Annotated in this window: 12 protein-coding genes, 1 tRNA gene, 1 rRNA gene and 1 riboswitch; of the genes, 3 read left to right on the plus strand and 11 right to left on the minus strand. The window is 46.3% G+C overall.

Annotated elements, in window-relative coordinates:
* The first annotated feature begins 3 nt into the window (after window positions 1–3).
* The gene (locus AK965_RS18665; protein ID WP_099081023.1) at window positions 4–459 is read left to right on the plus strand and encodes a DoxX family protein; all 456 of its coding nucleotides are present in this window, start codon (window positions 4–6) and stop codon (window positions 457–459) included.
* 30 nt (window positions 460–489) lie between these two features.
* On the opposite strand, the gene AK965_RS18670 is transcribed toward AK965_RS18665, so the two are convergent.
* Together AK965_RS18670 and AK965_RS18675 are read right to left on the minus strand one after the other, a co-directional pair.
* Window positions 490–771: a hypothetical protein gene (locus AK965_RS18670; protein WP_099081024.1), complete on the minus strand. Its 282-nt coding sequence runs from the start codon at window positions 769–771 to the stop codon at window positions 490–492.
* A gap of 91 nt (window positions 772–862) precedes the next feature.
* Window positions 863–2,056 carry a multidrug effflux MFS transporter gene (locus AK965_RS18675; protein WP_216360622.1) on the minus strand — a complete coding sequence of 398 codons (1,194 nt, stop codon included), beginning with the start codon at window positions 2,054–2,056 and terminating at the stop codon, window positions 863–865.
* Between the two features lie 107 nt (window positions 2,057–2,163).
* Here AK965_RS18675 and AK965_RS18680 point away from each other — a divergent pair, with 107 nt between their 5' ends.
* Both AK965_RS18680 and AK965_RS18685 read left to right on the plus strand, forming a co-directional pair.
* Window positions 2,164–3,105: a LysR substrate-binding domain-containing protein gene (locus AK965_RS18680; RefSeq protein WP_099081034.1), complete on the plus strand. Its 942-nt coding sequence runs from the start codon at window positions 2,164–2,166 to the stop codon at window positions 3,103–3,105.
* Between the two features lie 203 nt (window positions 3,106–3,308).
* Window positions 3,309–5,099: an aminopeptidase P family protein gene (locus AK965_RS18685; protein ID WP_099081025.1), complete on the plus strand. Its 1,791-nt coding sequence runs from the start codon at window positions 3,309–3,311 to the stop codon at window positions 5,097–5,099.
* Between the two features lie 99 nt (window positions 5,100–5,198).
* Here AK965_RS18685 and thiH read toward each other — a convergent pair whose 3' ends face one another.
* The 9 genes from thiH to rrf all read right to left on the minus strand — a co-directional run bounded on the left by thiH (window position 5,199) and on the right by rrf (window position 13,044).
* Window positions 5,199–6,326: a 2-iminoacetate synthase ThiH gene (thiH, locus tag AK965_RS18690; RefSeq protein ID WP_099081026.1), complete on the minus strand. Its 1,128-nt coding sequence runs from the start codon at window positions 6,324–6,326 to the stop codon at window positions 5,199–5,201.
* 32 nt (window positions 6,327–6,358) lie between these two features.
* The gene (locus AK965_RS18695; protein ID WP_099081027.1) at window positions 6,359–7,126 is read right to left on the minus strand and encodes a thiazole synthase; all 768 of its coding nucleotides are present in this window, start codon (window positions 7,124–7,126) and stop codon (window positions 6,359–6,361) included.
* A 5-nt stretch (window positions 7,127–7,131) separates the two neighbouring features.
* Window positions 7,132–7,386, minus strand: coding sequence for a sulfur carrier protein ThiS (thiS, locus tag AK965_RS18700; RefSeq protein WP_099081028.1), 255 nt, complete (start codon window positions 7,384–7,386; stop codon window positions 7,132–7,134).
* Window positions 7,387–7,477: 91 nt separating this feature from the next.
* Window positions 7,478–8,251 carry a HesA/MoeB/ThiF family protein gene (locus tag AK965_RS18705; RefSeq protein WP_099081029.1) on the minus strand — a complete coding sequence of 258 codons (774 nt, stop codon included), beginning with the start codon at window positions 8,249–8,251 and terminating at the stop codon, window positions 7,478–7,480.
* Window positions 8,238–9,653 (minus strand): thiamine phosphate synthase, encoded by a 1,416-nt coding sequence (locus AK965_RS18710; RefSeq protein ID WP_099081030.1) that lies wholly within the window; start codon window positions 9,651–9,653, stop codon window positions 8,238–8,240. The genes AK965_RS18705 and AK965_RS18710 overlap by 14 nt, the downstream gene beginning before the upstream one ends.
* Window positions 9,653–11,593, minus strand: a complete 1,941-nt coding sequence (gene thiC, locus AK965_RS18715) for a phosphomethylpyrimidine synthase ThiC (protein ID WP_099081031.1) — start codon at window positions 11,591–11,593, stop codon at window positions 9,653–9,655. Before thiC ends, AK965_RS18710 begins: the two co-directional genes overlap by 1 nt.
* A gap of 165 nt (window positions 11,594–11,758) precedes the next feature.
* Window positions 11,759–11,857: riboswitch (TPP riboswitch) on the minus strand.
* A 61-nt stretch (window positions 11,858–11,918) separates the two neighbouring features.
* Window positions 11,919–12,302, minus strand: a complete 384-nt coding sequence (crcB, locus tag AK965_RS18720) for a fluoride efflux transporter CrcB (protein ID WP_099081032.1) — start codon at window positions 12,300–12,302, stop codon at window positions 11,919–11,921.
* Window positions 12,303–12,785: 483 nt separating this feature from the next.
* Window positions 12,786–12,862 (minus strand) — tRNA-Asp (locus AK965_RS18725).
* A gap of 65 nt (window positions 12,863–12,927) precedes the next feature.
* Window positions 12,928–13,044: ribosomal RNA gene (rrf, locus tag AK965_RS18730) — 5S ribosomal RNA — on the minus strand.
* Window positions 13,045–13,068: the final 24 nt, after the last annotated feature.

Genomic DNA, 13,068 nt, shown 5'->3' on the forward strand with positions numbered 1-13,068 from the left:
TCTATGACGGATACGGTTAAAAACTTAGTCAATCGGTACGACGATTTAATCAGTACCCTACAAGCAGGCTTTGTCCCTTTAATGCTGTTATTTTGCCGCTTTTGGGTAGCGTGGGTATTTTTCAATTCAGGACTGATCAAAATCACGTCTTGGGATAGCACGCTTTATCTGTTCGAGTTGGAATACCAAGTGCCATTGCTGCCATGGGAACTCGCCGCTTACTTAGGCACGGCTGCCGAACTGGTGCTACCTGCTTTCTTAGCGCTTGGTTTGATTACCCGTCCAATGGCTGCGATTTTGTTTGTGTTTAACATCATCGCCGTGATCTCTTACCCGCTGCTGTGGGAGAAAGGGTTTTATGACCACCAACTGTGGGGCTTGATGATACTTATCGTCATCGTCTGGGGACCCGGACCAATTTCACTCGACCAATGGTTGAAAAACAAGATCGCCAAATAAAAAAATCCCCGCGTCTGCGGGGGGGATTTTTTATTTGTTTAAGTAAGCCAGCAACTCTTCTGCTGAAATGCCTTTCTGGGCCAATTCTTTTGCCATCAGCTCAACTTGCTCGCCTTTACGCGATTCAATCACTTGCTGAAACTGATACACAAGGTCACGCAAGATTGGCAATGGAACTTGCTTTGCCGCACTACGAACACGCTCTGAGCTCTGATTACCCAGTTCATTTAGCAACTTGCCAAACATCACCTTCTCTGGTGATTCTTCCATTTGCTCTAAGATACGAGCCATTTCATAGGTGGTTAACGACATTACTTGCTGAGTTCCGTTGTGGTGTCGAGAAAAGTTTAAGCGACAAATATACACGCGTTAGTTACATTGGAAAATACTAAATTGAGCTGTTTTATGCATTCACCAACTTCGTATGCCAGTTCTTGCCTGCTTTCGTGAACAGAATCAGCAATGCTGGTAGCAACACCCACATATGAATCGCAATCAGTGTTTGTGGATCAAGTGATAGACGCTGTAGCGTACCGACCAACAAACCTGCACCACTCATCTGGAACAAGCCAAGTAGTGCTGCTGCGGTACCAGCCTTATCACCAAATGGCTCAAGTGCTTTACCTGCCGCCGCCCCCAAAATCCAAGCAAAACCGACAGAAGACATAAAGATGGGTAGCATGAAAGAGAATGCTGTATCGTATTCATGCATTACCATCATCACCACACCTGCAATGCCCAATATAGTGATACCCACAACAAGTGAATTATGTGTGCCCCAACGATCCATGAACTTAGGCGCTAACATACAAGCTGCAATGTTAAACGCCGCGTTGAGACCAAACCAAAACGTGAATTCATTCATCGACAAGCCCATGCCCGTCATCAACACCACCGGTGCAGATGTGACGTAAGCAAGAATCACAGCCATCGCCATCAAACACAGTGATGCATGGAAGATGAATGATGGTGTGCTCAATACTGTCCAGTAGCGGCTCAGTTTAAATACCGCCTGCTTTTCTGTTGCAGGATTGGTTTCCTTCATGCCGAAGAACATCATCGCACCCGCAATCACAGCAAAACCGGCCATAAAGCTGAAGTTTGCACGCCAATCAAATTGCTGGGTTAACCAGCTACCAAGAATCGGTGCCAATGCCGGGATAAAGCAGATCGCCCCGTTAAGATAGCTGATCATTTTTCCGCATTTTTCCGGACCGAAGATGTCGCGAACGGTTGCAAAGGCTGCTACAGATGTTGCACATGCACCTAAGCCTTGTAGCAAACGAGCCGTCAACATCCACTCAATATTTTGAGCACTCCACGCCAATACAGCGCTCAATGCGTAGATGGTGATGCCGCCCAATGCAACGGTTCGACGTCCGAGTTTATCTGCCAAGGGGCCTGCGAATAGCTGGCCAACGCCCATAGCAAATAGGAACCAAGTAATGGTGTCTTGTGCTAGTGCATTTTCTACCTGAAAAGTGGACGCGATAAGGGGTAAAGCAGGCAGATAAATATCAATCGCAAGCGGACTGAACAGAACTAACATGGTCAATAGCGCCATCTGTTTTTTGCTATTAGTAATATGGCTAGACACAAAACACTCCAAATTGAACAAGAACTTTTGCGCAAAGCTTAATCATCTGATGATATGAATGGAAATGATGTATAATCATGACCATTATTCCAATAGGGAAAATCACTGTGAACGTAGAAAAACTGGCGCGCATCGACCTTAACTTACTGGTCTGTTTTAAGGTGCTGATTGAAGAGTTGAATGTCACTCGCGCCGCCCACCGAGTGTGCTTGAGCCAGTCGGCGGTGAGTAAATCCTTAGCCAAATTACGTACCCAATTTGATGATCCTCTATTCACTCGAAACTCACATGGATTGACGCCAACGCCGCGCGCATTGTTCCTCAAACCGAAACTGGATCTGTTGATAAACCAACTTGAGGTGCTGACTCAACCCGAAGAGTTCGCTCCACAGAGTAGTGAATACCGTTTCCAAATCGCCGCAGTAGAGAGTGTTTACCCATTAATCCTGCCCCACTTCTTGCCGGCGATATTCCAGCAAGCGCCGGGCGTAACCATCAGTACCCACTCATGGTCAGAACAGACGTTTAAGATGATTCAACGTGGTGAAATTGATTTAGGCATGACAGGTCGAGACATCGACATCAACGATGCCAAACTGACTATGCTGCCGCCAGACGACATTTGCGAGCAGGAAATCTATCGCGACCACCAGATGTGTATCGTGCGTAAAGACCACCCTGCTTTGCGTGGTAATTGGAACTTGGAAGCTTACCTAGCACTGCGTCATGTTCAAGTACGTTGCGATGGCAATGACCGTTGGTTGCTCGACTATCGTTTAGCCGACATTGGTCGCGAACGTGATATCGCGGTAACTGTACCGGACTTTAACAGCGCCGCGAGTTTGTGCTCTTACACCGATTTTGTGTTTACCGCGCCAAGCCACTTTGTGAAACTGGCAGCCAAGCAACACGACATGGCATTGCTGCCACTGCCACTCGAATTCCCGCCCATGGCATACACTTTGTTCTGGCACCGAGACAGAGAAAATGACCCAGCTTTAACTTGGCTACGTACCATGATCACGCAAAAAACCGATCATCTTAGATAAAAATCCCGGACGCGATTTGCGCTCTTGCGATAAAATGAGTAGCTTAACAGTCGATAGTCCTTTTTGGCTCATCTATGGCCTGTTGTACTGCGACTCTATTGAGGTGATTGCGAACCTCAATGGAATCGTAAACTGCATGAAGCAGATGGAAACAGCTCCCACACCTGAGCATGAAGAAGCGGTAATTTGAAGGAATAACACAGATGCACAACGATACCCAAAGCCGCGTGAATGCAGTTCGCGAGTGGCTAGCACAACATAATATTGATGCCCTACTAGTCCCACATGAAGACGAGTACTTGGGCGAATACGTACCAGCGCACAACGAGCGTTTACATTGGCTAACTGGTTTTACCGGTTCTGCTGGTGCTGCGGTAATCACCAAAGACAAAGCCGCTATCTTTGTTGATGGTCGCTACACGGTACAAGTAACAAAGCAGGTTCCTGCTGATCTATTCGAATACCGCCACCTGATTGAAGAGCCTGCGTTAGGTTGGATTAAAGACCATCTTACAAATGGCGCATCTGTGGCAATCGACCCTCGCATGCACAACTCTGCTTGGCTAGACATGGCACAGGCAAAACTTGCAGGCGCACTTGAGCTTAAGATTCTCGACAGCAACCCAATTGATGAGCTGTGGCACGATCGTCCTGCTCCTGTGGTTTCTGATGTTCGTTTAATGGCAACAGAAGCAGTTGGCCAATCCAGTGAAAGCAAACGCCAAGAAATCGCAGAGCTCGTGAAAAAAACCGGCGCAGACAGCGCAGTGATCACAGCGCTAGATTCTATCTGTTGGTTGCTCAACGTTCGTGGTCTTGATGTATCACGTCTACCGGTTCTGCTTTCTCACGCGATTCTGCATTCAGATTCAAGCGTGGAATACTTCCTAGACCCAGCTCGTCTACCTACTGAGTTTGACGCTCACGTTGGTGCGGGTGTGACCGTTCATCACCCAGAAGCATTGCAAGCACGACTAGAAACCCTAACTGGCAAGAATGTACTGGTTGACCCTGCGACAAGTAACGCATGGTTTAAGTTGGTTCTACAAAATGCTGGCGCATCAGTGGTGAGTAAAGCTGATCCATGCCTAATGCCAAAAGCGGCGAAGAACGCGGTTGAAATCGCAGGCATGAAAGCATGTCATATCCGTGATGGCGTGGCGATGAGCAAGTTTCTATCTTGGTTAGATGCAGAAGTCGTTGCTGGTAAGCTGCACGATGAAGCGACACTGGCTGACAAACTGGAAGCATTCCGTAGCGAAGACCCGACACTTATGGACCTTAGCTTCGATACCATTTCAGCAGCGGGCGGCAACGCGGCGATGTGTCACTACAACCACGAAAACCAACCTGAACCTGGCAAGCTAGAACTGAACACACTTTACCTAGTGGATTCAGGTGGTCAGTATCTAGATGGCACTACAGACATCACGCGTACTATTGCGATCGGTCTGCCATCACAAGAGATGATTAAACAATTCACTCTCGCACTAAAAGGTCACATTGGCGTTGCTCGTGCACGTTTCCCGAAAGGCACTCGTGGTTACCAAATTGATACGCTAGCTCGTCAGCACCTATGGGCGGAAGGCTACGATTACGATCACGGTACTGGCCACGGTGTTGGTCACTTCCTAAGTGTTCATGAAGGTCCTGCGAGCATTTCGAAGAAGCAAATCGACGTGCCGATAACAGAAGGTATGGTGCTATCCAACGAGCCAGGTTACTACCGTGCAGATGCATTTGGCATCCGTATTGAAAACCTAGAGCTTGCTGTAGAAACACCCACTAACGGTGACTTCCCTGTCCTGTCATTTGAGTCGCTAACACGCTGCCCAATCGACAAGCGCAACATCAACGTTGATATGCTAACTCGTCCGGAGCTTGCTTGGCTGAATGATTACCATCAGAAAGTGTGGGATGAGATCAGCCCACTTGTTGAAGGTGATGTGAAAGAGTGGCTTCGTCAAGCAACGCTACCTATAGCGCACAGCTAGAAGCTAGAAAAGTAGAGGGTTGATGTTTTGCATCAACCCTCTACTTTTTGCTTATGTTTCACGTGAAACATAACGATGACCAGTGACTTTACTTGTGACTTAACCAGAATACGCCGAGTGCCAGTCTCGCCATACTGGGTCAAAACCTTTGGCTCGAAGCATATCTTCCACAGAACCAGCACTTCGCTCATCACAGATCTCAAACTGCTCGAGTTCCACATCATCCATCGCATAACCTCCCGGCTGAGTTTTCGATGCGGCAGACATACTGGTGATACCCAAAGGAAAAGCATTGTCCCTAAACTTGGGTGACTCACGAGTCGATAGTGACAACTCCACTTCTGGATTCAATAAACGATAAGCACAAATCAGCTGAACAAGCTGCTTGTCCGTCATTATTGACTTTGGCTGCTTTCCGTTTAAAGAACGGGCACCTTCACAAGGACGCAAACGCGGGAATGAAATCGAGTAACGAGTTTGCCAATACGTGCCCTCAAGATAGTCCAAGTGCGCTGCCACATAAAAGCAATCTGTACGCCACTCTTCCAATCCTATCAGAGCACCAATACCGATCTTGTCGATACCCGCTTTTGCAAGACGATCAGGTGTATCCAATCGGTATTCGAAGTCCATCTTATTGCCTCGCAAATGATGCTCAGCATAGGTCGAAGGATGATACGTTTCTTGATAGACCATCACCGCATCCAAACCCAATGTCTTGAGCTCTGCGTACTCATCTTGACCAAGTGGCTGCACTTCCATCGCCAAATAATTAAAGCGTTGCTTAATCATCGGCACCATTTCGCGGAAGTATTTCATACCCACTTTGGTCTCGTGTTCACCAGTCACAATTAATACACTATCGAACTTCATTCGTTTAATGGCTTCGACTTCTGCAGCCACTTCGTCCCTATTCAAGGTGCGACGCTTAATTCTGTTCTCCATCGAGAAACCACAATAAGTACAAGCATTGGCGCACAAGTTAGAAAGGTACAATGGGATATAAAGCGACATGGTATTACCAAAACGCTTGCGAGTTGCCGAGTATGACAGCTGCGCCATTTGCTCTAAGTACGCTTCAGCCGCTGGTGAAATTAGCGCTTTAAAGTCTTCCAAATCACGCTTGGGTTTATTCAATGCTCGCTCAACGTCTTGTGCGGTTTTGGCGTAAATCGACATCGAAATGTCATCCCAATTGAGCAGCTTAAATTGTTCAACGAAGCTCATGTTTCCCTCACTTAATAGCTACACATCTAAGACTAAAGCTCATCTAGAAATGACGTCAGTGGACTCGACGCAACCGCATGAGAAACCTTACCAGCAAGACCAGCTTCATAAGCCATACGTCCCGACTCCACCGCCAACTTAAATGCCTTCGCCATCGCAACGGGATCGCTCGAAGCTGAAATCGCGGTATTGACGAGCACGGCATCTGCGCCCATTTCCATCGCACGCGCAGCATGTGATGGCGCACCGATACCCGCATCTACAACCACTGGAACGTTGGCTTGATCGATGATGATCTCTAGGAAGTCGTGAGAAACAATCCCCTTGTTGGAACCGATCGGTGCACCTAAAGGCATTACCGCTGCACAACCCACTTCTTCCAATCGTTTACACAGAACCGGATCAGCATGACAGTAAGGAAGCACAATAAACCCTTCACGTACTAGTTGCTCAGCAGCCGTAAGTGTTTCAATTGGATCGGGCATTAAGTACTTCGGGTCTGGGTGAATCTCCAGTTTTAGCCAGTTGGTATCCAACGCTTCTCGTGCCAGTTGAGCAGCAAACACTGCATCTTTAGCGTTCTTTGCACCCGAGGTGTTCGGCAATAAGTTCACACCCGCTTGTTTTAACGGCAGCAAAATATCGTCTTGTAGGTCGTTCACATCCACACGCTTCAGCGCCATGGTCGCAAGTTGAGAGCCCGACACTTGAATCGCTTTTGCCATTAATCGGCCGTTGGCAAACTTCCCTGTTCCTGTGAACAGTCTAGATTCGAATTCTTTATCACCAATTTTAAGCATCGACGTTAACCTCCTGCGATCGCTTGAAACAAAGAGATGCTATCTCCCTGTGAAAGAACGGTGCTAGCCCACTCACTGCGCGGCACAACGTTGTTATTAATTGCAAAAACGCAGCCCATTTCTGGCAGCTCAAATTGACTAATGATTTGTTGTAAATTCGACTCACTGGCAACTTGATGTGACTGATCATTGATGACAATGGTGATCACATCTAAGTCAGCAGCGGTCATTAGTGTTGTTTGTTGTTCTGATGACATCATTTCTTCCAACTCTCATAATTACGACCATGACTTCTAGCTGTTTATCACTAATAAATAGCCAGTTTGAAATCTTGCTCAGTTAGCTCGTAAGCTAAACTTGAGCACACACTTGGCACTGTTTATCTTTGCTTATCGCCATGGTTTTCCATTGCATTTTCAATCCATCAAACAGGTGTAACTTGGCAGTCTCGACATGAAACTTTCCCGTCGCCAGTTTTTGAATTGCCGCAAGCGCTTGGTAATTACCAAGTGTGCCGACCACCGGACCGACGACACCGCTCTCACGACACTTTTGAGTTTGTGGTAATTCATCGAACGGATATAAACAGCGGTAACAGGCTTTGCTTTCTACTTCTTGTTCACTTGGTGTTTGATAATCAAAGACGGCGAACTGCCCCTGCCAACCAATTGCCGCCGCTGAGATGAGTGGCGTGTTTTGTTCAAAACAGACTTGGTTAATTAGCTGACGGGTTGGCATATTGTCGGTGCAGTCCAGCACCACATCCGCCAACATCACCTCAAGCTGCAGCTGTGCTGTGTCTAATCGCTTATTGAGAGCGCGTACTTGGATCATCGAATTAAGATCAGTGAGCTGCTTTACGGTTGCTTCTGTTTTCGCAACTTGGAGGTCTTGTTCACGATAAATGATCTGACGTTGTAGGTTACTGCTATCAACCTCATCATCATCAACCACAACCAATTTACCGATGCCCGCCGATGCCAAGTACAAACTCGCTGCACTGCCTAACCCACCACAACCGATGACCAGCACATGCGATTTGCTCAAACGTTCTTGCCCACCTTCAGCAATTTCGGGAAGAGCGACTTGGCGCTGATAGCGAAGGAACTGCTTATCCGTGAGCATGCTCGCCTCTCTTAGTATCCGCAAATTCACTACTCTGAGCAGTAAACGTTCGCTGTCTTTCCTTCATCAGTTGTGCGAAAAACTCGATGACGGACTGAGGTGATTCTGCCAACGTAATAGCTCGCACAACTGCCAAACTAGAGACGCCCGTTTGCCAAACTTGGTCTGCATTAGATTGGTCAATGCCACCAATCGCGACCGTCGGAAAGCCAAGCACATAGTCACTACCTGCTTTGTCTTTTGAAGGATGGAAAACCGACTCCGCGTTTCCATAAGGAATGCTATCAATCAGCTTTTGATACCGTGCCAAGCGCAACAAACCTTGTGGTTTCGATGGCATCTGTTTTGTGGTGGTTGGGAAAATATGCCCTAGAGCGATGTAGCTAGGATGAATTTGTACGATACGCAGTAACTCATAATAACCATGAGTAGAAAGACCAAGACGAATGCCGGCTTTGGTTAGCTGAGCCAAATTCGATTCTTCTATATCTTCTTGTCCTAGATGAACGCCATAAGCGCCATGCTTGATTGCCAACTGCCAATAGTCATTGATGAACACTTGTGCTTGATACTGACGACCTAGCTCAATTGCTCGAATGATCTGTTGTTCTAAATCGACTTGTTGTGGGTTCTTGATTCGTAGTTGAATCGTGTTGATGCCTAAAGGCAGTAAACGCTCAATCCAAGCAACATCATCAACTACTGGATAAAGCCCTAGACTTTGCTTGGTTAGAGTTGGAAAGCTAACGCTCTCACCTTGTGCAGACCAACCAACTTGAATACCGAGTCGGTTATCCTCCAGTACAGGTGTGGGGAAATCATCAAATTGGTCAGCCCACTGAATCGAGCTTCTTCCGTCAAAGTTGTCATTCGATAGTGTTTCACGTGAAACATTCGCTTGTTGAGTTAGCATTCCTCGAGTAAGTGTTAACGCATCTTCAATAGGAAAATCGAGTACTGTCAGCGTTACGATCCAAGCAAGGTGATGTTCGGGTTCGAACATTACGTTGTATTTAGACTTAACGGAAAGCGCTCTCACTTCGTCGTTAATTGGGTGACGCCAGATATCAAGCTGAAGCACTTTCTCCTTTTCACCGAAAACCTGCGTATCAGCAATGCCAATATAAATCGCTTTTGACGGTTGCTTTGCGCACGCTTCTACCGATAAAGCAGAACGATAATAAAGCGCAAATGAACACTTAGGCTCAGAGTCATAACCATCAATGAGATCAGTCGTTATGTGTGTGGTCTGTTGGTCGCGAACAAGCTGAATAGATTGAGTTGAGCTCACACCCAACTCAATGTCTTCAATGCTAAACCCCTGTTCTTTTGCCACCAACAAACATTGCTGAACTGAACCCGTCAGATCAATCAATGATGACGGAATAAGGATTTGGCTCATTAATCACTTACCTCGGCATGTGCTGCTGGGTGGTACAACTCAGATCCTGTATCTCTAAATTCTTGCGATTTTTGACGCATGCCATCGAGAGGGTCATCAAGCATTTTGATCGAGATAGCTTGGTCCGCAGCAACTTGCTCAATATCTTTCGCGTACTCACGTACCTCTTGGGAAATCTTCATGGAGCAGAACTTTGGTCCACACATCGAACAAAAGTGAGCAACTTTGCCAGACTCTTGAGGTAAGGTTTCATCATGGAAAGCACGAGCGGTATCTGGGTCGAGTGACAAGTTGAATTGGTCTTCCCACCGGAACTCGAAGCGAGCCTTAGACAGCGCGTTATCACGTACTTGAGCGCCAGGGTGTCCCTTCGCTAAGTCAGCGGCGTGCGCTGCAAGCTTGTAAGTGATCATGCCCACCTTCACGTCTTCTTTATTTGGTAAGCCAAGATGCTCTTTCGGAGTTACGTAGCAAAGCATCGCACAGCCATACCAACCAATCATGGCCGCGCCAATACCTGAAGTAATATGGTCGTAACCAGGAGCAACATCTGTCGTCAGTGGACCAAGCGTGTAGAAAGGAGCTTCATGGCAGTGCTCTAGCTGCTCCTCCATGTTCTCTTTGATCATATGCATTGGAACATGACCAGGACCTTCGATAATGACCTGAACGTCGTATTCCCACGCTATCTTGGTTAACTCACCAAGGGTACGAAGCTCCGCAAATTGCGCTTCATCGTTAGCATCGGCAACCGAACCAGGACGCAGACCATCACCGAGAGAGAGTGCCACATCATACTTAGCACAAATTTCACAGATCTCACGGAAGTGGGTGTATAAGAAGCTTTCTTGGTGATGTGCTAAACACCATTTCGCGATGATAGAACCGCCACGAGAAACGATGCCAGTAACACGTTTTGCTGTCATTGGTACATAGCTAAGTAGTAAACCGGCATGGATAGTGAAATAGTCAACGCCCTGCTCTGCTTGCTCAATCAGAGTATCGCGCATCACTTCCCAGTTAAGGTTTTCTGCAACACCATTCACCTTCTCAAGCGCTTGATACATGGGTACGGTACCGATCGGAACCGGACTGTTACGTAGAATCCACTCGCGAGTTTCGTGAATATTACGTCCAGTAGAGAGATCCATAACGGTATCGCCACCCCAGCGCGTTGCCCATACTAACTTCTCTACTTCTTCTTCAATCGAAGATGTCACTGATGAGTTACCGATGTTGGCGTTCACTTTGACCAAAAAGTTACGCCCAATGATCATTGGTTCGGATTCTGGGTGGTTGATATTAGAAGGGATAATCGCGCGACCTTCGGCGACTTCTTTACGCACAAACTCGGCGGTAATGTCTTTTGGAAGATTCGCTCCGAAGCTTTGACCCGGATGTTGTTGATTCAGCACTTCATCGCGGTATTGAGCACGCCCCATATTTTCACGTAGGGCGATGTATTCCATTTCTGGGGTAATAATGCCTTTGCGAGCATAGTGTAACTGAGTCACACACTGCCCACCTTTAGCACGTCGAATACGTGGTAGATTACCGTAACGAAGATCGTCTAGCGTTTCATCTTCTAAGCGCTCTTTGGTGTATACCGAGCTTACTTCATCGAGTAGTTCAGTATCAGCGCGCTCTTCAATCCACCCTTCTCGCAGCTTAGGTAAGCCGTTGTAGAGGTCTATGGTGTGTTCTGGATCTGTGTATACACCTGAGGTATCGTAAACGCGTACTGGCTCATTAGGCTCGAAAATAGGCGCTTCTTTTGTGCCTCCAATAAGGCTATCAGCGAGTGATATTTCACGCATTGGCACACGAATATCGGGACGTGAACCTTCTACGTAGACTTTGCTTGAATTTGGGTACGGTTGTACCGAGAGTGTATCAATGAACTGTTTTGCTTCCAGTCTCGCTTGCTTGCGACTCGACATAGCATTTTTCCTTGCTTTGTTATGCTTAGATAAAAAGTATTGGGATAAAAATGCTTGGCGGATAGATGCGACAAGAGGAATCGAATTAAGGACAGGTTGAGCGGGTGCTCTTCGTCTATAACAACATTCGACTATTTGATAGGTCGACCAGATAGAACTCTGGTGTAGATATCTTCTCTTGTTCCCTTCGCAGATTCTAATCTGATCAGGTTCAACGGATCCCGAATTAACGGTCTCAGCCTTATGGCACTCCGACAAGTGAAATCAGTATATAAAAACGGCTTGGTTAAACCAAGCCGACCTGATTAAAATTTGAGTATTTTTGCTAACTACGCATCAATAATTGGAACCCAATCCATGCAGCTGAAATGCTTAACACGACATTCAACAGTATGTTCAATCCCATTTTAAAGAAGGCACCCTGCTGCATAAGCAACACGTTATCCATCGAGAAGGTAGAAAAAGTGGTTAATGCACCCAAAAAGCCAAGACCGATAATTTGGCGCCACGGATCAGTTGTTATCAGTTCAGTTTCAAACGCAGCGATCAAAAGGCCTATGATGAAAGAGCCAACGACGTTTACCGTTAACGTACCGTAAGGAAAACCACGCCCCAGTAGCATTACACAAAGTTCAGAAATTAAGTAACGAGTACACGCACCAAATGCGCCACCTAATGCAATAAAGCCCAAAATGGATAGTTGTCCCATAATGCCCCCAGAAAAGTTGATGGCGATATTGTAATCAAATTTATAATAATAGTGATTATAAAGTCTTAGAATTCAGCGAAAACAACATCCAACAGTTACACGTATTTAAAAAGTTACAGGTATCACTTAGTACAAATAAGCAGCACCACTAAAAATACGACTAATGGTTATTTATAAATACAATGAAAGGGAGCTAGGAAGACAAAAAGAGGAAATAAACCCGAACAATTAATCTTCGAGGTTATACCAATCGTAGTAAATAACCGATCATTCTAGCTTGTTATAACGCTCGATAACTTCGTTTAAAATTTTAATTGTGGAATAACTACTTATCGAAAATTTTAGCGTTTTTCCTGAGCTAACTCTGATTACTTACTGTGATTAGTATTACCTTTAGCAACGCATTACGCTTTTTTGTATTAATTCAAATCTTACACATACGAAAAAGCCCTAGCATTGCTGCTAGGGCTTTGTCTGAATAAATGGCGGAGCGGACGGGACTCGAACCCGCGACCCCCGGCGTGACAGGCCGGTATTCTAACCAACTGAACTACCGCTCCACACGGAGATAAAACTTTTGTTTTATCCGATACTTGTCGTTCAGAACAAGTACCTTAAATTAAAAGCCTGGCGATGTCCTACTCTCACATGGGGAAGCCCCACACTACCATCGGCGCTATTTCGTTTCACTTCTGAGTTCGGCATGGAAATCAGGTGGGTCCAAAATGCTATGGTCGCCAAGCAAATTCTGTTTCGGTTTCACTTT

Source organism: Vibrio sp. PID17_43 (assembly GCF_002608565.1).
In the GTDB taxonomy this organism is placed as follows: domain Bacteria; phylum Pseudomonadota; class Gammaproteobacteria; order Enterobacterales; family Vibrionaceae; genus Vibrio.